Annotated in this window: 14 protein-coding genes; 9 read left to right on the top strand and 5 right to left on the bottom strand. The window is 66.9% G+C overall.

The features are described from left to right. Positions 1 to 53 precede the first annotated feature (53 nt). Both otsB and ABE463_RS15550 read right to left on the bottom strand, forming a co-directional pair. Positions 54 to 812 (bottom strand): trehalose-phosphatase, encoded by a 759-nt coding sequence (gene otsB / locus ABE463_RS15555; RefSeq protein ID WP_346468768.1) that lies wholly within the window; start codon positions 810 to 812, stop codon positions 54 to 56. A gap of 239 nt (positions 813 to 1051) precedes the next feature. After that, positions 1052 to 3502 (bottom strand): TonB-dependent receptor, encoded by a 2451-nt coding sequence (locus ABE463_RS15550; RefSeq protein ID WP_346468767.1) that lies wholly within the window; start codon positions 3500 to 3502, stop codon positions 1052 to 1054. A gap of 241 nt (positions 3503 to 3743) precedes the next feature. Between ABE463_RS15550 and ABE463_RS15545 the strand changes: the two genes are divergently transcribed. The 4 genes from ABE463_RS15545 to ABE463_RS15530 all read left to right on the top strand — a co-directional run bounded on the left by ABE463_RS15545 (position 3744) and on the right by ABE463_RS15530 (position 8729). Further along, on the top strand, positions 3744 to 4226 hold the full coding sequence (locus ABE463_RS15545; RefSeq protein WP_313212528.1) for a DUF3574 domain-containing protein: 483 nt from the start codon (positions 3744 to 3746) through the stop codon (positions 4224 to 4226). A gap of 35 nt (positions 4227 to 4261) precedes the next feature. Continuing rightward, positions 4262 to 5122, top strand: a complete 861-nt coding sequence (locus tag ABE463_RS15540; RefSeq protein WP_346468766.1) for an SH3 domain-containing protein — start codon at positions 4262 to 4264, stop codon at positions 5120 to 5122. 84 nt (positions 5123 to 5206) lie between these two features. Further along, complete coding sequence (locus ABE463_RS15535) at positions 5207 to 6928, top strand: thiamine pyrophosphate-dependent enzyme (protein WP_346468765.1); 1722 nt, start codon at positions 5207 to 5209, stop codon at positions 6926 to 6928. Between the two features lie 202 nt (positions 6929 to 7130). After that, entirely contained in the window at positions 7131 to 8729 is a 1599-nt protein-coding gene (locus tag ABE463_RS15530) for a hypothetical protein (protein WP_346468764.1), read from the top strand. Between the two features lie 99 nt (positions 8730 to 8828). On the opposite strand, the gene ABE463_RS15525 is transcribed toward ABE463_RS15530, so the two are convergent. Then, positions 8829 to 9539 carry a glutathione S-transferase gene (locus tag ABE463_RS15525; protein WP_346468763.1) on the bottom strand — a complete coding sequence of 237 codons (711 nt, stop codon included), beginning with the start codon at positions 9537 to 9539 and terminating at the stop codon, positions 8829 to 8831. 114 nt (positions 9540 to 9653) lie between these two features. Here ABE463_RS15525 and ABE463_RS15520 point away from each other — a divergent pair, with 114 nt between their 5' ends. The 4 genes from ABE463_RS15520 to ABE463_RS15505 all read left to right on the top strand — a co-directional run bounded on the left by ABE463_RS15520 (position 9654) and on the right by ABE463_RS15505 (position 16222). Then, positions 9654 to 10970, top strand: coding sequence for a retropepsin-like aspartic protease (locus ABE463_RS15520; RefSeq protein WP_346468762.1), 1317 nt, complete (start codon positions 9654 to 9656; stop codon positions 10968 to 10970). 105 nt (positions 10971 to 11075) lie between these two features. Then, positions 11076 to 13661 (top strand): ATP-dependent chaperone ClpB, encoded by a 2586-nt coding sequence (gene clpB / locus ABE463_RS15515; protein WP_346468761.1) that lies wholly within the window; start codon positions 11076 to 11078, stop codon positions 13659 to 13661. A 124-nt stretch (positions 13662 to 13785) separates the two neighbouring features. Continuing rightward, positions 13786 to 15087: an aminotransferase class I/II-fold pyridoxal phosphate-dependent enzyme gene (locus tag ABE463_RS15510; protein ID WP_152151874.1), complete on the top strand. Its 1302-nt coding sequence runs from the start codon at positions 13786 to 13788 to the stop codon at positions 15085 to 15087. 253 nt (positions 15088 to 15340) lie between these two features. Next, complete coding sequence (locus ABE463_RS15505) at positions 15341 to 16222, top strand: AraC family transcriptional regulator (RefSeq protein ID WP_346468760.1); 882 nt, start codon at positions 15341 to 15343, stop codon at positions 16220 to 16222. Between the two features lie 6 nt (positions 16223 to 16228). Here the strand turns inward: ABE463_RS15505 and ybaL are convergent, their stop codons facing one another. Together ybaL and ABE463_RS15495 are read right to left on the bottom strand one after the other, a co-directional pair. Beyond that, on the bottom strand, positions 16229 to 17932 hold the full coding sequence (gene ybaL / locus ABE463_RS15500; RefSeq protein WP_123730382.1) for a YbaL family putative K(+) efflux transporter: 1704 nt from the start codon (positions 17930 to 17932) through the stop codon (positions 16229 to 16231). Positions 17933 to 18150: 218 nt separating this feature from the next. Next, positions 18151 to 20544: a TonB-dependent receptor gene (locus tag ABE463_RS15495; protein ID WP_346468759.1), complete on the bottom strand. Its 2394-nt coding sequence runs from the start codon at positions 20542 to 20544 to the stop codon at positions 18151 to 18153. Positions 20545 to 20888: 344 nt separating this feature from the next. On the opposite strand from ABE463_RS15495, the gene ABE463_RS15490 reads away from it, so the two are divergent. Next, positions 20889 to 22745 carry an ABC-F family ATP-binding cassette domain-containing protein gene (locus ABE463_RS15490; protein ID WP_123730384.1) on the top strand — a complete coding sequence of 619 codons (1857 nt, stop codon included), beginning with the start codon at positions 20889 to 20891 and terminating at the stop codon, positions 22743 to 22745. The last annotated feature ends 81 nt before the right edge of the window (positions 22746 to 22826 follow it).

Genomic DNA, 22826 nt, shown 5'->3' with positions numbered 1-22826 from the left:
ACACCGGTGGGGGAGACCTGCGCGCGGCGTCAGGGGGCCTTGGGGTCAAGGCATCAGTAGGCATTCTCGCGAAGCCAGGCGTGCACGCTGCGTATCGTCGGCAGCGCGAACACCGCATCGCTGGGCTCGCGCGCACCGACCAGCACGCTCCAGCCATGCAGGTCGTTGGCCGCGCCGAAGCCGAATTCATCGGTGAGGTCATCGCCGACGAACACCGGCATGCGATCGCGGAACGGCGGCTGCAGCATCAGCTGCCGCATAGCACGGCCCTTGTCGCTGCCTTCGGGCAGGAACTCGATGACATGGTCACCGGGCTGCAGCCGGTAGCCGCCATGGCCACGGATATGCCGTTCGGCGAAGGCGCGCACGTTGTTGGCGGCGTGCGGGGCACCGCGCCAGTGCAGGGCCAGGCTGCGGCCTTTGTCCTCCACCAGTACGCCGGGATAGCCATGCGCGAAACGCATCGCCTGCTGGTGCAGGGCATGCAGCCACTCGCTGGTATCGGCAGAAGGATCGCTGCTCTGCGCGCGCTGCTCATGGTTGCGCAGCTCGTGGCCGTGCAGGCCGGCCGCGGGCAGGCTCAAGGGGGCGAAAAGTTTGTCCAGTTGCGCCAAGGGGCGCCCGCTGATCAGCGCGACCGCGCCATCCAGCCGGTCGCTGATGCGCCCGATCGCTTCACGCACATCGGGCAGCAGCGCGACCGACTCGGGGTCGTCCGCGAATTCGATAAGGGTGCCATCCACGTCCAGGAACAGCGCACAGGCATCGTCCAGCAGCGGCGGCGGCGGACGTTGGGGGAAGTCGTTGGCCATGTTGACCAACATGCCAGCGTGGATGTGATCGCCAGGTCATGGCATCACGCACGCGTCCTCCCCATTCACCACCGGTAGAGCCGACCGTCGGTCGGCTGCCCCCCTCCGGTAGAGCCGACCGTTGGTCGGCTGCCCCCCTCCGGTAGAGCCGACCGTTGGTCGGCTGCCCCCCTCCGGTAGAGCCGACCGTTGGTCGGCTGCACCCCTCCGGTAGAGCCGACCGTTGGTCGGCTGCCCCATCAGAACGTATACCGCACGCGCCCGTAGTAATACGCGCCATTGCTGCCGATCGGTGACAGCACGTCGTACGGCAGGTTACCGAAGTAGTAGATGTCGTCGTTGGACAGATCCGAGTAATTGTCGGTCAGGTTCTGCCCACCCACCGCCACGCTCCACTGCGGGGTGATCTTGTACTCCACTTCGGCATCCAGCTGCCACTCGGCGCCGTAGGTCTGGCGCGGGATGTAGCCATCGCCGAAGTTGAACACACGGGTCACGCTGCCATAGCGGCTCAGACGGCTGGTCAACGACCAATGATCGTCGGCCCAGCTGGCGGCCAGCGCGGCGCGGGTGCGCGGGGTGGCATCGGTCAGCGTATTGGTTTCTTCCACGCCGAACAGCACGTAATCCGGATCCAGCGCGAGCAGGCCCGGCGGCGTGGCGAGCACGTTCTTCAGCGTGGTCTTGGTATAGGCATAGGTGCCGGTCAGCACCAGTTCGCCGCCACCCAGCGACTGCCGCCAGTTGCTCACCAGTTCCGCACCGCGGGTGCGGGTATCGGCGGCGTTGACGAAGAAGCTGGCGCTCTGCAGGCCGGCCACGCCGAACTGCTGCTGCACGTAGTCGGTCAACGCATCACCGGTGATGCTCTCCGACAGCGCGATGCGGTCATCGATGTCGATCTGGAAGAAGTCCAGCGAGACATCGAAGTGGTCGCCGATGCGGCTGGTGAAGCCCAGGCTGGTGTTGAGCGACTTCTCCGGCTTCAGATCGGTGGCACCCAGGCCACGCGCGATCGGATTGTTGACCGACAGCACGCGGCCCTGCACCAGCTGGCCGGCGGCGTTGTAACCGGTGGAGGTGGATTCGTAGCCGATCTGCGCCAGCGACGGGGCACGGAAGTTGTTGGAGATCGCACCGCGCAGCGCGAAGGCCGGGGTGAATTCATAGCGCAGACCGAGCTTGCCGGTGAGCTCACCGCCGAAGTCATCGCTGTGCTCGTAGCGCGCCGCCAGATCGCTGGAGAAATGCTCGCCGAACTGGCTGGAGAGGCTGGCGTAGGCGCTGGCGACATCGCGCGACAGCGAGGTCGCATCCTGCGGGGTCAGGCCGCCACCGGCCTGCGAGCCGGTCGGGCGATCCGTGAACGGGCCGGCAGCATAGCTGCTCGGGTCACCGGGGCGGGTTTGGTAATGGTCGCGGCGCGCTTCCAGGCCCAGGCCCAGGCTGTGGGTGATGCTGTCGCCCTGCGAGAACACGCGGCCGAGGTCGAAGTTCGCCACCGTCAGCTCGTTGCGGTAATCACCGGTCTTGAAGCGGGTCGGGCTGGTCGGGCCCAGCGAGGCGTTGAGCGAGTTGCGCAGGCGGTAGGTGAACGTGTTGACGCCGTAATCCAGGCTCGCGTCGTAGTTCCACTCGCCCCACTGGCCCTTCGCGCCGGCCACGGCCTGCACGTCGCGGTTCTCGCCTTCGGAGATCGGGCGGTAGCCGTTGGGGTAGATCTGCGCCCAGTTGGCGTCGCTGTCCGGGTAGCGGAAGTAGTTCGCGCCTTCGCTGTCGCGCTGGTTGAAGGTGGCGAAGCTGTAGAAGGTGGAGGTCTCACCGAACGGCAGCTGCGCGTTGTACCAGGCGTTCAGATCCTTGGTCTTGCCATCGCCGAGCACGTAGTTGCGCTTGCCCTGCAGGGCCAGGTTGGTCGGGGTCTGGTCCCACGGCGGAATCTGGTCGAAGCCGGCGCGGTTGGTGCCTTCGTGGTTCTTCAGCTCCAGGCCGACCCGCAGGAAGCCGCCGTTGTCACCCAGCGCGGTGCCGACCTTGGCGCTGGCGTAGCTGGTCTGGCCATCGGTGAGGCTGCGGTCGATCGGCTTGAGGTCGGTGTGGTTGGCGCCGAAGCTGGCTTCGAACGCGCCACCTTCCGGAGCGTCATCCAGGATCACGTTGATCACGCCGGCCACCGCATCCGAGCCATACAGCGCGCCGGCGCCATCGCGCAGCACCTCGATGCGCTTGATCGCGCTGACCGGGATCGCGTTGAAGTCGACCGGGGTGGTGCCCTTGCCGATCTTGCTGTCGGTGTTGACCAGCGCGCTGCTGTGGCGGCGCTTGCCGTTGACCAGCACCAGCACCTGGTCGGGCGAGAGCCCGCGCAGCTGGGCGGCGCGGATGTGGTCGGCACCGCCCGAGTTGGACTGGCGCGGGAAGTTGAACGAGGGCAGCAGCGCCTGCAGCGCGCTGCCCAGTTCGCCATTGACCACACCGGCCTTGCGGATGTCCTCGGCGGTGAGCACGTCCACCGGCGAGGTGGATTCCAGCACGGTCCGGTCCACGGCGCGGGTGCCGGTGACGATCACGGTGTCCAGCGTTTTGGCGGTGTTCGGCGCGTCCTGCGCAAGTACGTCCTGGGCCAGCAGGGGGGAGGAGAGGACGAGCGCGATGGCAAGGCCAAGGCGCGACGCGGACGGACGGGACATGCGGACTCCAGCAGAACGACGAGGGGGAGGAACGGGGGAGGGGGGGGGCTGGCGTTGCGACCCATGGCCGGCACTACCAATCCATCCGGATGAAGCGATATATTATCTTCGCGTGATGTCCCTGTGTGATGCAAGTCCCATCGGGGTGGTTATCAGCAGATAGCCGTTGGCGATCTGCGCCGGACCCGGATGTCCGGCACGCTCCTTCCCCTGCCTGCCCTGTGTTTCCGGAGAGTTGTCCATGTCGTTCCGCGCCATTCTGTTTGCCCTGGTCCTGGCCACCAGCGGCTGTGCCACTGCCGCCCCGGCCGCCAAGCCGACCCCGCCCGCCACCGCCACGGCCACCCTGCAGGGCGACGCCGCGCGCCCGGATGCCGCCGCCGGCTGGGTCCGCAGCGAGCTGTACTTCGGCGTGGGCGAAGAAACCGGCGTGGCCGACCGCCCGCAGACCGAGGGCATCAGTGACGCGCAGTGGCGCGCCTTCCTCGACAAGGACGTCACGCCGCGCTTCCCGGACGGCCTGACCGTGTTCGACGCTTACGGCCAGTGGCTGTTCCGCGGTGCGCCCGAGCCGAATCGCCTGCGCACCAAGGTGCTGGTGGTCCTGCACGAGAACACCCCGCAGCGCCGCGCCGATATCGAAGCGATCCGGCTGGCGTGGAAGCAGGCCACCGGGCACCAGTCCGTGCTGTGGGCACAGCAGGCGGTTGAAGTATCGTTCTGAGCCAGGGCGCCGCGGTGGCGCTGCACGGAGCGATGATGAAACACAGGGATGCGATGCTGGCCGCGGTGGTGATGGGCCTGGCGGCAACGTGCGCGCACGCGCAGGATGCCGACCAAGCCCGGCTTCAGCTGGAGGTGGCCGCCGGCGTGCAGGCGCAGGCGACGCTGCAGGACGGCGGCGGCATCGCTGTCGTGCTGGCACCGTCGGGCAAGCGTCAGGTGCTGCCGGGCGTGGCCGATGCGGATGGCAACGTGCGCCTGTCGGCGGAGGACGTCGATTTCGATGGCCACCCGGAGCTGGTGGCGCGTGCCTCGGTCGGCATGGTCAACGAAGCGGTGGCGGTGTATCGCTTTGATCCGGCGCGACAGCAGCTGGTCGCATTGGAGCCGATCTCCACAGAAGGCGCGCAATGCGGTGGCCTGATGGGCCTGACCGTGGATGCAACGACGCGCACCCTGAGCAGCAGCTGCCGCGGTGGCCCGATGTGGTACGTGGACCAGTACCGCTACGACGGTGCGCGCCTGTATCTGTACCGCGCCGAGCGCCTGCTGATGCTCGACGATGTGCTCGAGCCTTACGTGTTCATCAAGCAGACCGCCGACAGCGGTCCGCTGGCGGTCTGGAGCACCTTTGATCCTGACGGCAACGTGCTGGAGACCGCCATCGGCGATGGTCTGGAGACGCCGCGTGCCGGGTCGCCGCTGCGGCGCATTTCCGGTCATGTGATGGTGGCGCGGCTGCCCCTGTACAGCCAGCCCGGTGATGCCACGACCCAGCGGTATCTGGTACGCGATGACCGCGTGGAACTGCTTGATGAGCGCGATGGCTGGGTGCAGGTGAGTTATGACAATCCCACGCGGGGCGCGGTGCTGGGCTGGGTGAACACGCAGCCGTGATCGGGCGCTGCCACGGGTAAACCTACATGAGTGTCACTTGCCCGGGACTAGGCTGACCCTTCCCCCTCGTCGTGGAAGCATGTCATGAGCAAGCGCGTTGCCGAGATCGTGGTTGAAACCCTGCAGGCCGCTGGTGTCCGTCACTGTTACGGCATCGTCGGCGATACCCTCAACTACGTCACCGATGCCATCCACCACAGCGAGATCGAGTGGGTGCACATGCGGCATGAGGAAGTGGCCGCATTTGCCGCCGGTGCCGAGTCGTTGATCAGCGGGCAGCTCACCGCCTGCGCCGGTTCGTGCGGCCCCGGTGGCCTGCATTTCATCAACGGCGTGTTCGAGACCAACCGCAACCGCGCACCGATGGTGTTGATCGCCAGCCAGATAGTCACCGCCGAACTGGGTATGGAGTTCCCGCAGGAAGTCGATTTCAAGGCGGTGTATGGCAGCTGCAGTGTGTTCTGCGAACAGGTACAGAGCGCCGAGCAGGCGCGCCGCGTAGTGACCCTTGCCTGCCAGGCGGCCATCAGCCGCCGCGGGGTGGCGGTGGTGATTCTGCCCGCCGACATCAGCGAAGCCGAGGTCAAGCACGATGTGCCGTTCTCGGTGCACTACACCCAGCCGGTGTTGCGCCCCTCGGACGACGAACTGCAGCGCATCGCCGCGCTGATCGGCGAGGGCAAGCGGATCGGCATCTACGCCGGCGCTGGCTGCGAGCATGCGCACGATGCGCTGGTCGCCCTCGGCGCCCGGCTCAAGGCGCCGATCGCGCATACCTCGCGCGCGAAGGATTTCGTGGAGTACGACAACCCGTACAACATGGGCATGACCGGCATCTTCGGCATCGAATCCGGGTATCACACGCTGATGGCCTGCGACACGCTGCTGCTGCTCGGTGCGGACTTCGCGTGGGGCCAGTACTACCCGGACAAGGCCACGCTGATCCAGGTGGATCGCGATGGCAGCCATCTTGGCCGCCGTCACCCGGTGAACCTGGGCGTGGTGGGCGATATCGGCCCGACCCTGGAGGCGCTGCTGCCGTTGCTGCCCGAGCGCGAGGACCGCAGCTTCCTGGACGAATGCCAGGAGCACCGCGAAAAGGCGCTGGCCACGCGGGCCAAGGAAGAGCAGCCGGGCGAGGGTGAGCTGATCCACCCGCAGCACCTGACGGCACTGATCGACCGGCATGCCGCCGACGATGCCTTGTTCACCGCTGACGGCGGCTCGCCGATGGTCTGGATCCTGCGCCATATCCGCGTCAATGGTCGCCGCCGCACGCTGACCAGCCTGCTGCACGGCACGATGGCCAACGCGATGCCGCAGGCGCTGGGCCTGCAGAAGGCCTACCCGGGCCGGCAGGTGATCTCGCTGTCCGGTGATGGTGGCCTGGCGATGCTGCTCGGCGACCTGCTCACCGCCGTGCAGGAGAACCTGCCGATCAAGGTGGTGGTCTACAACAACAGCTCGCTGAACTTCGTGGAGCTGGAGCAGAAGGTCGAAGGCCTGCTGGACAACTACACCGACCTGAAGAACCCCGATTTCGGCCGGCTGGCCGAGGTGATCGGCTTCTACGGGCGCACGGTCACCCGCTCGGAAGACCTGGAGCAGGCCGTGCAGGACATCCTGGCCCATCCCGGCCCGGCGCTGTTGGACGTGCACACCAGCCCGACCGAACTGGTGATGCCGCCGCAGGTGGAAGCCAAGCAGGTGGCCGGTACTGCCCTGTACGCCGCCAAGGCGCTGCTGAGCGGGCGGGTCGGGGATGTGCGGGACCTGCTGGCCAACAACTTCCTCAACAAGCCCTGATCCCACGCCATCGGGTAGTGCCGGCCGCTGGCCGGCTCCCGCCATTGCATGGAGCATCCCGAGGGAGCCGGCCAGCGGCCGGCACTACCGTGCGGTGACGCGTTCCATCGGCGGACGTTTCCCGGCGTTCCATTCATGCGCCTGTTACTGGGGGCGGGGAGGCCCTACCATCGGCTACCCCCTCCCCACGGCCGCCCTGCGCATGTCCGCCACTGCTCCCGTCCCCACCGGACGTCCCCGCTGGTTCGTTGCCGGCGATCTCAACGGTTTCTTCGGCCTGGTGGTCGACAATCTGTCGATCCTCGGCTTCATCGCGATGGCGCTGGTCGGCATCTTCCAGTTCCCGGCCGATGTGGTGTTCGGCCGCATGTTCCCGGGCACCGCCTTTGGCGTGCTGGTCGGCAACGTGCTCTACACGTGGATGGCCCGGCGCCTGGCGGCGCGCACCGGCCGTGACGATGTCACCGCGATGCCGCTCGGCCTGGATGCGCCGACCAGCATCGGCATGGCGCTGCTGGTGCTCGGCCCGGCCTTCCTCGCCTTCAAAGGGCAGGGCTTGGCACCGCACGATGCCGCCATCGCCACCTGGCAGCTGGGCATGGCCTCGCTGGTGATCATGGGCGTGCTGAAGGTGATCCTGTCGTTCTTCGGCGAAGCGGTCACCCGCGCACTGCCGCGTGCCTCGCTGCTCGGCTCCATCGCCGGTATCGCGATCGTGCTGATGGGCTTTCTGCCGCTGCTGGAAACGCTGCGCTCGCCGATCGTCGGCTTCGTCACGCTGGGCCTGCTGCTGTACGTGCTGATCGCCAAGCGCACGCTGCCGATCCGCGCCCCCGGCGTGCTGGTCGCGTTCGTGTTCGGCACGATCCTGTATTACGGCCTCGGGCTTGCCGGGCTGGGCGCACCGGGCTTCAAGGTGCCCGAGTGGGTGCCGCCGCAGGTGGTGCTGCCGTGGCCGACGCTGGGCTTCATCGACGGCCTGCCGACCGCGATCACCTACCTGCCGCTGCTGCTGCCGTTCGGCCTGCTGATGGTGGTGGGCGGCATCAACGTCTCGGAGAGTGCGCGCGCGGCCGGTGACGATTACCGCACCCGCGACATCCTGCTGGTGGAAGCCATCGCCACGCTGGTGGCCGGCTTCTGCGGCGGTGTGGCGCAGACCACGCCGTACATCGGCCAGCCGGCCTACAAGCACATGGGCGCCCGCAGCGGCTACACGCTGCTGACGGGCCTGTTCGTCGGCATCGGCGGCATGCTGGGCGTGATCTCCGGGCTGGTGCAGTGGCTGCCGCTGGCCGTGCTGGCCCCGATCATCGTGTACGTGGCGATCGACATCACCACCCAGGCCTTCCAGGCCACGCCGCGCGAGCACGCCGGCGCGATGGTGCTGGGCTTCCTGCCCTCGGTGGCGTACCTGCTGGCGATCAAGGCCCCGGGCTGGATCGCACCGGAACAGCTGGCGGCGATGACCTCCACCCTGGACGGGCATGGCCTGCCGGAGCTGGCGGTGATCTTCACCCTGGGCAATGGCTTCATCATCACCTCGATGCTGTGGATCGCGGCGGTGGTGGCGATGATCGACGGGAAGCTGCTGCGCGCCTCCGGATTCCTGCTGGTGGCTGCGGCGCTGACGCTGTTCGGCCTGATCCACTCGGTGGACCCGCGCGGTGGCATCTACCTGCCGTGGCAGTTGGAAGGACTGCCGAAGATCATCAGCTGGCAGTTCACCGGCGCCTATGTGGCGCTGGCCGGGTTGCTGGCGCTGTTGTCGCTGCAGAAGCAGCCCTCAGAACGCGCGTAGCGCTCCGGTAGTGCCGGCCGCTGGCCGGCTGCTTTTCCCTGCGCTCACGACCAACGGTCGTGAGCTACCGCCGCATGCGTCGCTCCCGACGGCGAGACATCATTGCTCGCCGTCCAGCTCCGGGTAGTGCCGGAAAATGCCATTGGTGTTGAACGCCAGGCGCCGCTCGGAGGCGAGGTAGGCCGCGATGTTGGGGCGGATTTCCACTCGGTCTTTCAGCGCGCGCAGCTGCGGCAGCGTGGGCCATAGCGCCTGCATGCGGCGCGGGAACATGTAGTCCAGCCCGCTCAGCAGCTGGAACAGCGACAGATCCACGTAGGAATGCTCACGCAGCGGATGCCGCCCGCCGTTGTGCTTGAGCACGCTCTCGAAATACGTCAGGAACTTGGGCATGCGCTCGCCGCGCATCGACGCGGCGCGCGCCTTGGCCTCGTGCTTCTGATCCTCGTAGTACTTCGACGCAGCGATGGGGTGATGGGTGTCGTGCACCTCAGCGACCAGATCGGCGATGGTCATCTGCAGCTGCAGCGCCTGTTGCCGCCGTGAGCTGGCATCGGGAACCAGGCCGAGCGTCGGTCCCAGATGATCCAGGATCGCGCCGACTTGGGCGATGACCTGCTTGCCCGTGCGTAGAAAGGGCGGAGCGAACGGCTGCAGACCCTCGACCTTGCCGTCCAGGTACGGCTGCATCACGGCATCGCCGTGCACGCGCGCCATGTCGGTGTAGCCGGCGCCGGCATCCTCAAGCGCGAGGCGGACAAACTCGCCGCGACCCTGGATGCCGGTCCAGTAATACAGTTCGTAATGCATGCCGCCACTCCGTGCCGAATCGGCCTTCAGCATGACCCGCGCTGTCGAAAGCAGGCGTGAGTGCAGCGTGGTTCCCGTGCTAGGGTCGAGCGGGGATGCAGACGGGAGTACGCGATGCGGAGATGGGTGCTGGGCATGTGCGTGGCGGTGATGCCGGCCACGGTAGCGGCCGATCCGGTGGCGCTGCACGATGGGTTCGGCTACAGCGACGCGGTGCTGCGCGCGGAGCTGACCACGCTGCGCAGCATGAGCGGCGTATCCGGTCCGCGGCGTCACTTGGGCGCGGCCGGGTACCACCGCGTCCGTGGTGAACTGGCCGCGTCCAACCGTGCAGCACGCCAGTGCCTGGAGGAAACCCGGGATGCGCCCCCCGCGCTGCAGGGTCTGGCGTTCCTGTGCGAATCCACCCTCGCCGGCAATGCGCTGATCGAGGGCGACATCGCGGGATGGGCGAGGCTCATGCTGAGCGTGCGCGAGGACTATCAACGCACCATCGTGCCGATGCTCAGGGCCGGCGATGAAGTCCCCGATGTCACCCGGCCGGCATTCGTGTCCTTCACCACCTGGCCGCGCAGCGCGCTGCCCGCAGCCGAGCGGGCGCAGGACGTGGCGGTGCCGATCCAGTTCAGCAATGAGCTGCCCTCGGTGACCCTCACGCTGCACGGCACGCGCGATGGCGCGCCGGTCGCCCACGAGGCGGCCTTCATCGTCGATACGGGTGCCCCGCGCTCGCACATCAGCCGCGCGCTGGCCGAGTCGCTCGGCCTGGCGGTCACTGAGGGTTTCGTGGTGTCGCGCATCGTCGAGGGCGATATCCAGCAGGCGGGCCTGGTGGCACCGATCGATATCGAGGTGGGTGGGCAGCGGGTGCGTGATGTGTCGTTCAACAGCGAACCCACGCGCGAGCTCAACCTGATCGGCCTGGACGTGCTGCGTGCGCTGGGGCGGATCACGCTCTCGCGTGAAACGCTGACCCTGCTGGGGGCACAGGCGCCGGCCGCGTGCACGCGCCGGATGGCAGTGACCTCGTCGCTGTGGGGACCATTCCAGCAACAGCGGTTTCCCATCCGCGGCCAGGACAACAACCTGATGCTGGTCGATACGGGCTTCAACGGAGCCTTCCAGATGCGCGGCGCGCCACGCTCGTCGGTGCCCGCGGCCGCGATCCAGCGCAAGAACGTCATCACCACCCGTGGGGCGGATGACATCGAGTACGCCCAGGCCAATACCCCTCTGCAGCTGACCGACACCGTGACCCACATTCCGGTGGATATCGCCTTCCAGCCCCCGGATCTGTTTCCCTCGTCCTGGCGGATCGGCTACGGCGTCACCGGCGGCTATGACGTGTTTCTAGACCTGCCTGGCGGCATCGGCTGCCTGGTGCCGCGTCCGGCCGAGCCGCCCCTGCTGGGCAGGCCTCCGACCGCCTGACCACGCCTGAATCGGCATCTCATCCACCCTTGAAACACGCGCGCGTAACCGCATCTCAGGGACAGTGCTGGCACGGCCAGCCCCGTTTACATCGAGGACAAGAACATGCGGATGGACAAGCTCACCTCGCGTTTCCAGCAGGCGCTGGCCGACGCGCAGTCGCTGGCCGTGGGCCGCGACCACAACATCATCGAACCGGTACATGTGTTCAGCGCACTGCTGGACCAGCAGGGCGGCAGCACGCGCCCGCTGCTGGCCCAGGCCGGCGTCAATGTGCCGGTACTGCGCGAACGCTTGAATGAAATCCTGGAGGCCCTGCCCAAGGTCTCCGGGCAGGAAGGCAACCTATCGATCGGCAACGATCTGAACCGGCTGCTCAACAACACCGACAAGCTCGCCCAGCAGCACGGCGATGCCTTCATCGCCAGTGAGTGGTTCGTGCTGGCTGCGGTGGACGATGGCGGTACCCTGGGCATGGCGCTGCGCGCCGCCGGCGCTGACAAGAAGAAGATCGACACCGCCATCGACAAGGTGCGCGGCGGCGAGACCGTGCAGTCTGAAAACGCCGAAGACCAGCGCCAGGCGCTGGAGAAGTACACCATCGACCTGACCGCGCGGGCCGAGAGCGGCAAGCTGGATCCGGTGATCGGCCGCGATGAGGAAATCCGTCGCACCATCCAGGTCCTGCAGCGCCGCACCAAGAACAACCCGGTGCTGATCGGCGAGCCCGGCGTGGGCAAGACCGCCATCGTGGAAGGCCTGGCCCAGCGCATCATCAACGACGAAGTGCCCGAAGGCCTGCGCGGCAAGCGCGTGCTCTCGCTGGACATGGGCGCGCTGATCGCCGGCGCCAAGTTCCGCGGTGAGTTCGAAGAGCGCCTGAAGGGCGTGCTCAACGACCTGGCCAAGAGCGAAGGGCAGGTGATTCTGTTCATCGACGAGCTGCACACCATGGTCGGTGCGGGCAAGGCCGATGGCGCGATGGATGCCGGCAACATGCTCAAGCCGGCGCTCGCCCGCGGTGAACTGCACTGCGTCGGCGCGACCACGCTGGACGAATACCGCAAGTACATCGAAAAGGATGCTGCGCTGGAACGCCGCTTCCAGAAGGTGCTGGTGGGCGAGCCGAGCGTGGAAGACACCATCGCCATCCTGCGCGGGCTCAAGGAAAAGTATGCCGTGCACCATGGCGTGGAAATCACCGACCCGGCGATCGTCGCGGCGGCCACGCTGTCGCACCGTTACATCGCCGACCGCCAGCTGCCCGACAAGGCCATCGACCTGATGGACGAGGCCGCCTCGCGCATCCGCATGGAGATCGACTCCAAGCCGGAGGAGCTGGACCGCCTGGAGCGGCGCCTGATCCAGCTCAAGATCCAGCGTGAAATGCTCAAGAAGGAAAAGGACGATGCCTCGCGTCAGCGCCTGGCTGATCTTGAGAATGACATCGATGCGCTGGAGCGCGAGTTCTCCGATCTCAACGAAATCTGGAAGTCGGAGAAGGCCACGCTGCAGGGCGCGACCCGGATCAAGGAACAGATCGAACAGGCCAAGCTGGAACTGGAATCGGCCCAGCGCCGCCAGGATTTCGGCCGCATGAGCGAGATCCAGTACGGTCAGCTGCCGCAGCTGGAGAAGCAACTGGCTGCCGCGCAGGAAATAGAGACCAGCGAGTTCAAGCTGGTCCAGGATCGGGTCACCGCCGAGGAAATCGCCGAAGTGGTTTCGCGCTGGACCGGCATTCCGGTCAACCGCATGCTGGAAGGCGAGCGCGACAAGCTGCTGCGCATGGAAGACATGCTGCACAACCGCGTGGTCGGCCAGGAAGAGGCGATCAAGGTGGTTTCCGATGCGGTGCGGCGCTCGCGTGCGGGCCTGTCCGATCCGGATCGCCCGAGCGGCTCGTTCCTGTTCCTGGGGCCGACCGGCGTGGGCAAGACCGAACTGTGCAAGGCGCTGGCCGAATTCCTGTTCGACAGCAGCGACGCGATGATCCGCATCGACATGAGCGAGTTCATGGAGAAGCACAGCGTCGCGCGCCTGATCGGTGCCCCTCCGGGCTATGTGGGCTACGAAGAAGGTGGCTACCTGACCGAGGCGGTGCGCCGTCGCCCGTACTCGCTGATCCTGCTGGACGAAGTGGAGAAGGCGCATCCGGATGTGTTCAACATCCTGTTGCAGGTGCTTGACGACGGCCGCTTGACCGATGGTCAGGGCCGCACGGTGGACTTCCGCAACACCGTCATCGTGATGACCTCCAACCTCGGCTCGCACCAGATCCAGGACATGAGCAGCGATGACAGCCCGGAGGCCTACACGCAGATGAAGGCGGCGGTGATGGGCGTGGTGCAGGCGCACTTCCGCCCGGAATTCATCAACCGCCTGGACGACATCGTCGTGTTCCATCCGCTGGACAAGGTGCAGATCAAGCAGATCGCCCGCATCCAGATGCAGGGCCTGGAGAAGCGCCTGGCCGAGCGTGGCCTGCGCATCGAGGTCAGCGACGACGCCTTCCAGCTGCTGGGTAACGTCGGTTTCGATCCGGTCTACGGCGCCCGCCCGCTCAAGCGTGCGATCCAGTCGCAGCTGGAGAACCCGCTGGCGCAGAAGATCCTCTCCGGCGAGTTCCTCAACGGCGATGTGATCCGGGTCGATGCGGCCGAGGGCAAGCTGGTGTTCGTGAAGGGCTGAGCCCCGCGCGCACCGGCGGCCTGATAACCGTTGGGCCTCACACCATGCATGTTTGGCATGAACCCCCGCTTCGGCGGGGGTTTTTTGTTCGGTATCGTCGGCATTCACCTGGAGACGATGCGATATGTCCGAACACGGCAGTCCCGAATCACAGTGGCGCGCGGAGACCATCGCGGTGCATGGCGGTTACCGGCCCGATCCCACCACCCGCGCGGTGGCGGTGCCGATCTACCAGACCGTGGCCTACGCCTTCGATGACACCCAGCATGGCGCGGACCTGTTCGACCTGAAGGTGCCGGGCAACATCTACACCCGCATCATGAACCCGACCACCGATGTGCTGGAGCAGCGCATCGCCGCGCTCGAGGGCGGCATCGGCGCGCTCGCACTGGCCTCGGGCCAGGCCGCGATCACCTACGCGATCCAGACCATCGCCGAGGCCGGCGACAACATCGTCTCGGCCAGTGCGCTGTACGGCGGCACCTACAACCTGTTCGCGCACACGCTGCCGCAGTTCGGGATCGAAACGCGCTTTGCCGACTATCGCGACCCGCAGGCGTTCGGCGCGCTGATCGATGACCGCACCAAAGCGGTGTTCGTCGAGTCCATCGGCAACCCGCGCGGCAACATCACCGATATCGAAGCGGTGGCGAAGATCGCGCATGCGCACGGCGTGCCGCTGATCGTGGACAACACGGTGGCGACACCGTACCTGCAGCGCTCGTTCGATTTCGGTGCGGACATCGTGGTGCATTCGCTGACCAAGTATCTCGGTGGGCATGGCACCAGCCTGGGCGGGGCGATCGTGGATTCCGGGCGGTTCCCCTGGGCGGAGCACAAGCAGCGCTTCCGCCGCTTGAATGAGCCGGACGTGAGCTACCACGGCGTGGTCTACACCGAGGCACTCGGGCCGGCCGCCTACATCGGCCGCGCGCGGGTGGTGCCGCTGCGCAATACCGGTGCGGCGATCTCACCGTTCAATTCCTTCCTGATCCTGCAGGGCATCGAGACGCTGGCGCTGCGCCTGGACCGGATCAACGCGAACACCCTGGCCGTGGCCAAGCATCTGCAGGGTCATGCGAAGGTCGCCTGGGTGAATTACGCCGCGCTGCCCGACCACCCCGAACACGCGCTGGTGCAGAAGTACCTGCGCGGGCACGGCTCCGGCGTGCTGACCTTCGGCCTGCCCGGTGGCCGCGCGGCGGGTGCGCGTTTCCTGGACGCGCTGCAGTTGTTCACCCGGCTGGTGAACCTGGGGGATGCCAAATCCCTGGCCACGCATCCGGCCTCGACCACGCACCGGCAGCTGGATGCGGCCGAGCTGGAGAAGGCCGGCGTCAGCGAAGACACCGTGCGGTTGTCGGTGGGCATTGAACACATCGATGACCTGCTCGCGGACCTGGAGCAGGCGTTGGCCAAGGCGTAGAGGTGTGACCCACGGTGGCCGGTGCGGGCCGGCCGCCGTGGGGGTTTTGCCATGGCACCATGGGATTCTCCGCCATGGGCGTAGAGCCACGCCATGCGTGGCTGCGCGGCCCCGGAACAAGAAGCAGCCACGCATGGCGTGGCTCTACGCGCAGGGTTAGGATCGGCTGACGATCCCCCAACTGCGCAAGATCGGCCACGCGCAGGGGCGCGGCAAGGCGCACGCTGAGCGTCACCTAGAGAGGGAGCCCGCCATGCGCCGCATTGCCCAAGTACGCCAGCGCCACGGTATCGACCGCGTCATCGCCCACCTGCAGGCGTGCCTGCGCGCTGGCGATCCCTTGCCCGACCTGGAGGCACTGGCCGCGATCGCGCACCAGTCGCCGTTCCACTTCCATCGCCTGTACCGCGCGCTGACCGGCGAAACGCCCGGGCGCACCGTGGCGCGCCTGCGCCTGCTGCAGGCGCTGACGCTGCTCGGCCAGGCCGAGAGCCGGGTGACCGAGGTCGCCTTGAACGTCGGCTATGAAAGCCCGCAGGCGCTGGCCCGTGCCTGTCGCCAAACGCTGGATGCCAAGCCGAGCACGTTGCGTGAGGATGCCGGGCTGCGCAGCCACTGGCAGCAGCGGCTGTCGCTGCCGGCGGGCGATCACGCGGACGGGACGGTGCCGTTGCAAGTTACGGTGACCACGCTGGAACCCTTCGATGTGGTCGCGCTGCGCACGCAAGGGGCCTTCGATGATCTGGATCAGGCCTTCGGCGAGATCTTCACCTGGGCGGCGGAGCAGGGCTGGGCCGAACAGCTTCAGCAGCTGGTCGGCATCGCACGGACGGACCACCGCGACGCGCCGGCGCAGGAATGCGTGTTCGATTGCGCAATGGGATTCGGGCGCACGCCGCAGGCGCTACCAGCCCCACTGCGTGCGCTGACGCTGGGCGGTGGCACGTTTGCCGTGCTGCGCCATGTGGGCAGTTACGCAGGGCTGGAGGCCGCCACCGATGCGCTGCTGCGCGACTGGCTGCCCGACAGTGGCCACGCGCTGCGCGATGCGGAGCTGTACTACCACTACCTGGATGACCCCGAAGAGGTGCCCGAGGCGATCCTGCGCGCGGATATCTGCGTGCCGGTGGTGTAGCGGCCCTCACACCACCGGAATGCTGTGCTGCTGCCCCATCGTGCGGTACGGCGGGGTGGACATCACCATCTCGGCCAGCGAGTAGGCCAGCTCGCGCTCGGCCATCACCGTGCCGTCGGCACCGTGGGCGAGCAGGTGCTTCACCTCGGCATCGCTGTGCGCCCGTGCCAACAGGGTCAGGCCGGGGTTGAGCGCGCGCAGCTTGGCCAGTGTCTCACCGGCCTCCAGCGGCTGCGGGATCGCCAGCACGGCGATCTTGGCGCGCTCGGGATGCGCTTCGGCCAGTACGCGGTCGGAGGCGGCACTGCCGCGGATACCGGGCAGGCCGGCCGCGTGCGCTTCGGCGACGTGTTCCTTGTTGTCGTCGATGATCATCACCGGCACGCCACGGTCGCGCAGCACCTGCGCCAGCGCGCTGCCGACGCGGCCGTAGCCGATCACGATGGCGTGGTCGTGCAGATCCAGCGACGGGCCCGGCGGCAATTCCGTCTCCACGGTGGTGGGGGCGGTTTCCTGGTTCTTGAGCAGCCAGCGGTCGAGCAGGCCGAATACCAGCGGGTTGAGCATGATCGAGATCAGCGCACCGGCCAGTACCAGCGCCTGGCCCGTCGGCGGCAGGATCTTCAGGGTCACGCCGAGGCCGGCGATGATGAAGGCGAATTCGCCGATCTGCGCCAGGCTGGCCGAAATGGTCAGCGCGGTACCGGTCGGGTGGCCGAAGGCCCGCACGATCACGAACGCGGCGGCGGACTTGCCGAACATGATGATCGCGGCGGTGGCCAGCACCTGCCACGGGTGCTCGATCAGGATGGCCGGGTTGAACAGCATGCCGACCGAGACGAAGAACAGCACCGCGAAGGCGTCGCGCAGCGGCAGTGAATCGTTGGCCGCCTTGTGGCTCAGTTCGGATTCGTTGAGCAGCATGCCGGCGAAGAACGCGCCCAGCGCGAAGGACACGCCGAACAGCATGGCCGAGCCGAACGCCACGCCCAGCGCGATCGCCAGCACGGCCAGGGTGAAGAGCTCGCGCGAACCGGTCCCGGCGATGCGCTCCAGGATCCAGGGAATCACCCGGCGCCCGACTACCAGCATCACCGCCACGAACAGGCCCAGCTGCACGAAGGTCCAGCCGATGCTGGCCAGCACGCTGCCGACGGTATGGGTTTCATTGGCCGCATCCGGGCCGAACACGCCGGCCAGCACCGGCATCATCACCAGGGCCAGGACGCAGGCCAGGTCTTCCACGATCAGCCAGCCGATGGCGATCTTGCCGCGGGTGGTTTCCAGCAGGCGCCGTTCTTCCATCGCGCGCAGCAGCACCACGGTACTGGCGGTGGCCAGCGAGAAACCGAACACCACGCCGTAGATCACCGGCCAGCCCATCAACGCCGCCAGGCCCCAGCCGAGCAGGGTGGCGACCAGGATCTGGCCGATCGCACCCGGGATGGCGATCGCTTTGACCTCCATGAGGTCTTTGAGCGAGAAATGCAGACCGACCCCGAACATCAGCAGCATCACGCCGATCTCGGCCAGCTGGTTGGCCAGGGCCTGGTCGGCAACGAAGCCCGGGGTGAACGGCCCTACGCAGATGCCTGCAATCAGATAACCGACGAGCGGAGACAACCGCAGCTTGTTGGCCAGCGCGCCGAGTATGAAGGCGAGCCCCAGGCCAACGGCAACGATGTTGATCAGGTCGGTGTCATGGTGCATCGGGGCTCGCAGAAATAGGGGATGCCCCGATTTTCACCGATGCGGCCGGTCCGGGCAAACATCGGCGACCGTAATGCTGCTATGTCCCCGTGGGCAGGTCATGTGCTGTCCGGGACAGCCCGTGCGTTGAAGGGTGAATGCGCGGAATCCCGGTTTCCTGCGGCCAAAACGCACATGCCCCGGCGAACCGGGGCATGTGGTTTATCAGGCAGATTTATTTACCACTTGTAGGTCACGCGACCGTACACGTAGGCGCCGTTGAACCCATAGGGCGAGTAGTTGCTGTACGGCAGCATGCCCCAGGTGGAGTTCTGCAGATCCACGGTGCGGTCCGGATACTGGTCCAGGATGTTGTCCGCGCCCAGGGTAAGGGTCCAGTTCTCGCTCGGCTTGTAGCTGGCCGAGGCATCGAGCACCCACGAGGCGTCATAGGTCTGGTCGCGCAGGGCGGTGGCCGAATTGCGCACGGTGAACGAGCCGTAGCGGGTGGCGGCCAGATTGAGGTCCCAGTGGTCGGTGCGCCAGGTGCCGCTGAGGATGGCCTTGTCGCGCGGGTAGCTGTCCTCGATGCGGCCGGTCTCATCACGCCCGATCAGCGACTGGGTGATGCCCAGCGCGCCGAACACCGCCGGCGAGGCGATGAACTTCTTCACCTCGGTCTCGTTGTAGCTGTAGGCCGCGGTCAGCTCCAGCGAGCTGGCGGCAAAGGGAATCGTGTAACTGGAGACGGCATCCACGCCGCGGGTGCGGGTGTCCACGCCGTTGGTGAAGTAGGAGAACGCGGTGACGCCCGGCAGGCCCAGGTTGGTCAGCAGCGCGTTGGCGGCGTCATTGGTGGTGATGTTGGTCGACAAGACGATGCGGTCGTCGATGTCGATCTGGTACGCATCTACGGTCAGGTACAGGCGATCCACCGGCTGCAGCACCAGGCCCAGGCTGTAGGAGGTCGAGCTTTCGGCCTTCAGCGGGCTGGCACCCAGCGCCTGCGCGGCGGGGCTGGTGGTCGGGAAGGTGCCGCGTTCGACGAACACGCCGTTGATGATCGTGCTGGTGACCGCCTGGTAGCTCTGCTGGGCCAGCGACGGGGCGCGGAAGCCGCTCGACGCCGTGGCGCGCAGGGCGACCTTGTCGGTGAAGGCATAGCGCGCGGAGAGCTTGCCGGAGAACTTGTCGCCGAAGTCCGAGTAATCCTCATAGCGGCCGGTCACACCGGCGGAGAACTTGTCGGTGAGGTCGGCTTCCAGGCCGGCATAGACGGCGTAGTTGTCGCGGTCGGCATCCACCGCGTTGAGCGGGGTGAAGCCGCCGAAGCCCTGCGCACCGCTGCCGGTATAGGCGTTCAGTTCACCTGCGGACTGTTCCCACTTTTCCTTGCGGTATTCACCGCCGAAGGACAGCGTGACCGGGTAGGCCAGGCCCCAGTCCAGGGTCTTGGTCACATCGGCATTGACGATGTTCTGGGTGTACTCCAGCGCGCCATCGTAGAACGAGCGCGGGCTGTTCACGCCGAGCGCGTAGTTGATGCTGTTACGGGTGTGGAAATCGATCTTGTTGGTGCCGTAGTTGTAGCTGACGTCCCAGTTCCATCCGCTGTCCGTATCGCCCTTGACCCCGGCGACCAGCGAGCGGTCCTTGGAATACTGATTGATCTCCGGCACGAAGCCGTCCGGGTAGGTCTGCGCCAGCAGCGCGCCCTGGTTGCTGTTGTTGCGCGAGCGATAGAACGCGAACGAGGTGATGTCGCGGTTGCTGGCCATCGCGGTGGCGTAGGCCGAGACGTGGTCGCTGAACTGGAAGCTGGCGTTGGCCGAGGCGGCGGTCGCATCCACCTGCGGGTCGCCGACCACGAAGGTGGTCTGGCCGATGTTGGGGAAGTTGCCGGTGTTCGGCGTGGTGCCCTGGTACGGACCGGCCCGGTTGCTCTCGTCCTGCTGGACGATCTGGCCGGCCACATGCACGCTGCCGCGGCCGTCGGCGAAGCCAATGCCGGTATCGCCGGAGAGCTGGTACTTGTTGCCGTCACCGGCCGAGTACTGGCCGGCATCCAGCGCCAGGCTGCCGCCGGAGGACGAGCCCTTGAGCACGATGTTGATCACGCCGGCGATGGCGTCCGAGCCGTACTGCGCCGAGGCGCCGTCGCGCAGCACTTCCACGCGCTCGATCGAGGCGATCGGAATCGCGTTGATGTCCACTGCCGACGAGCCACGGCCGATGCTGCCGTTGACGTTGATCTGCGCGGAGGTGTGGCGGCGCTTGCCGTTGACCAGCACCAGCACCTGGTCCGGGGAGAGGCCGCGCAGCTGCGCCGGGCGGATGCCGCTGGTGCCATCGGTCAGCGCCGGGCGCGGGAAATTCAGCGAGGGCAGGGCGCGGGCCAGCGCGGTGGCCAGCTCGGTGGTGCCGGTGGACTGCAATGCCTCAGGGGTGATGATGTCGATCGGCGACTGCGACTCGGCCACGGTGCGGTCGGCCACGCGGGTGCCGGTGACGATGATGGTGTCCAGGGTATTGGCCGCGGTGCGGGCGGGGGCGTCCTGGGCGGTGGCGGCGAAGCTGGACATACCGAGCGCGACAGCTACGGCGGCGGCGAGCGTACTGGTCTTGCGGTTCATCAGGATGTGGCTCCGGTTGTGACGGTGCGGCACCAAAGCGACATGACGACATCGAGGATCGGGTCAGCGAGGGCGGGTGTTGCGGTGCGCAATAGACGAATTAACGGGATATTCATCGCTTGTCAAATTTTCGCAAATTTCGTAAAAAACGTTGCAGAAGCAACCATTTACGTGCGGCGTTCGATTCGACAGGAGGGTCCCGGGGAAGCGCAGGCGGGGTCGTGGGAGAGAGGAACGAGTCCCGCCGCGCATCCCGGGGCGCGTCAAGTATTCGTTAACGTTAGAATTACGTCGCAGGAAAGGTGCTCACCAGCACATTCCATTCCGTTATATGGACCCCCAAGATGATCTCCCTTCGTAACTTCGCCTTGCGCCGTGGCGAGCGGCTGCTGTTGTCCAACGTCGACCTGACCCTGCACGCGGGGTACCGCGTCGGCGTGGTCGGCCGCAATGGCGCCGGCAAGTCCAGCCTGTTCGCTGCCGTGAAGGGCGAGCTGGAGGCGGACAAGGGCGACGTCGATCTGCCCGGCAAGATCCGCATCGCCAGCGTGGCCCAGGAAACCCCGTCGCTGCCCGACCCGGCGCTGCAGTTCGTGCTGGAGGGTGACACCGAGGTGGCCGCCGTGATGCGCGATGAGGCCGCCGCTGCGGCGCGTGAAGACTGGGAAGCGGTTGCCACCGCCCATCAGCGGATGGCCGAGATCGGCGCCTATGACGCGGAAGCGCGCGCCGGCAAGCTGCTGCACGGCCTGGGCTTCCCGGCCGAGACGCACTCGCGCGCGGTGTCCTCGTTCTCCGGCGGCTGGCGTGTGCGCCTGAACCTGGCGCGCGCGCTGATGATGCCCAGCGACCTGCTGCTGCTCGACGAACCGACCAACCACTTGGATCTGGACGCCGTGTTCTGGCTGGAACAGTGGCTGCTCAAGTACCCCGGCACCCTGCTGCTGATCTCGCATGACCGCGAGTTCCTGGACAACGTGGCCACCCACACCCTGCATCTGCACGGTGGCGGCGCCAAGCTGTACGTCGGCGGCTATACCGATTTCGAGCGCCAGCGCGCCGAACAGCTGCGCCAGCAGCAGCTCGCCCACGACAAGGAACAGGCCGAGCGCGCGCATCTGCAGAGCTTCATCGATCGCTTCAAGGCGCAGGCCAGCAAGGCTGCGCAGGCGCAGAGCCGCATGAAGCGCCTGGCCAAGCTGGCCGGCACCGAAGCGGTACGCGCCGAGCGCGAGTTCCGCATCGAGTTCGCGCCGCCGGCCAAGCTGCCGTTCTCACTGATCCGCCTGAACCATGTCGAGGCCGGTTACGGCGCCGATTCGGTGATCCTGAGCAACGTAGGCTTCGGCCTGGAAGCCGGCCAGCGGATCGGCCTGCTCGGCCCGAACGGTGCCGGTAAGACCACCCTGGTCAAGACCCTGGTGGGCGAACTGGATCCGATCAGCGGCGAGCGCGCCGCGCATCCGGACCTGCGCATCGGGTACTTCGCCCAGCACACGGTGGAATCGCTGCACGAAGGGCAGTCGCCGATGGAGCACTTCCGCGATCTGGCCCCGGACGCACCGAACCAGTCCTTCCGCGATTTCCTCGGCAAGTGGAACTTCGCCGGCGACCGCGCGTTTGAACCGGTGGACGGCTTCTCCGGTGGCGAACGTGCGCGCCTGGCCCTGGCGCTGATCGCTTACCAGCAGCCGAACGTGCTGCTGCTCGACGAACCGACCAACCACTTGGACCTGGAAATGCGCGAAGCGCTGGCCGAAGCACTGGCCGACTTCGAAGGCGCGATCGTGATGGTGTCGCATGACCGCCATCTGATCGGCCTGGTCTGCGACACGTTCTGGCGTGTGGCCGATGGCGTGGTCGAACCGTTCGACGGCGATCTGGATGCCTACGCGGCGTGGCTGCGTTCGCGACCGGCCGCGCAGGGCACCAAGCAGAAGATGGCCGCGGCCGCCCCGGAGCCGGTGCCGCCGACCCCGCCGCTGCCCGCCCGCAAGCCGGCCAACCCGCACAAGCTGGCCGCTGCCGAAGCCAAGGTGGGCGAGCTGGAAGCGCTGCTGGCCGATCTGGACCGCCAGCTGGCCGATCCTTCCAACTACGCCGATGCGACCCGCATGGCCGTGCTTGGCCGTGACCGCGAAGCGACCGCCACCCTGCTCAGCAAGGCCGAGCAGACGTGGATGGAATTGCTGGACGCCTGATCGCGGCGGGCGATGCGGCACGCTGGTGCGTGCCGCATCCCGTGTAGATCCACGCCATGCGTGGATCGTGGATGCGGTTCG

Source organism: Stenotrophomonas sp. TWI819 (assembly GCF_039673075.1).
Taxonomy (GTDB): domain Bacteria; phylum Pseudomonadota; class Gammaproteobacteria; order Xanthomonadales; family Xanthomonadaceae; genus Stenotrophomonas; species Stenotrophomonas rhizophila_B.
Note: the sequence above shows the minus strand (reverse complement) of the source record. Positions and strands in the feature narration are given on the sequence as shown.

Bases quoted from the DNA above. Each gene is read 5' to 3' on its own strand.
- clpB (WP_346468761.1), top strand. From the start codon at position 11,076: ATGCGGATGGACAAGCTCACCTCGCGTTTCCAGCAGGCGCTGGCCGAC.
- ABE463_RS15520 (WP_346468762.1), top strand. From the start codon at position 9,654: ATGCGGAGATGGGTGCTGGGCATGTGCGTGGCGGTGATGCCGGCCACG.
- ABE463_RS15535 (WP_346468765.1), top strand. From the start codon at position 5,207: ATGAGCAAGCGCGTTGCCGAGATCGTGGTTGAAACCCTGCAGGCCGCT.
- ABE463_RS15510 (WP_152151874.1), top strand. From the start codon at position 13,786: ATGTCCGAACACGGCAGTCCCGAATCACAGTGGCGCGCGGAGACCATC.
- ybaL (WP_123730382.1), bottom strand. From the start codon at position 17,932: ATGCACCATGACACCGACCTGATCAACATCGTTGCCGTTGGCCTGGGG.
- ABE463_RS15495 (WP_346468759.1), bottom strand. From the start codon at position 20,544: ATGAACCGCAAGACCAGTACGCTCGCCGCCGCCGTAGCTGTCGCGCTC.
- ABE463_RS15545 (WP_313212528.1), top strand. From the start codon at position 3,744: ATGTCGTTCCGCGCCATTCTGTTTGCCCTGGTCCTGGCCACCAGCGGC.
- ABE463_RS15540 (WP_346468766.1), top strand. From the start codon at position 4,262: ATGAAACACAGGGATGCGATGCTGGCCGCGGTGGTGATGGGCCTGGCG.
- ABE463_RS15525 (WP_346468763.1), bottom strand. From the start codon at position 9,539: ATGCATTACGAACTGTATTACTGGACCGGCATCCAGGGTCGCGGCGAG.
- otsB (WP_346468768.1), bottom strand. From the start codon at position 812: ATGGCCAACGACTTCCCCCAACGTCCGCCGCCGCCGCTGCTGGACGAT.
- ABE463_RS15530 (WP_346468764.1), top strand. From the start codon at position 7,131: ATGTCCGCCACTGCTCCCGTCCCCACCGGACGTCCCCGCTGGTTCGTT.
- ABE463_RS15490 (WP_123730384.1), top strand. From the start codon at position 20,889: ATGATCTCCCTTCGTAACTTCGCCTTGCGCCGTGGCGAGCGGCTGCTG.
- ABE463_RS15505 (WP_346468760.1), top strand. From the start codon at position 15,341: ATGCGCCGCATTGCCCAAGTACGCCAGCGCCACGGTATCGACCGCGTC.
- ABE463_RS15550 (WP_346468767.1), bottom strand. From the start codon at position 3,502: ATGTCCCGTCCGTCCGCGTCGCGCCTTGGCCTTGCCATCGCGCTCGTC.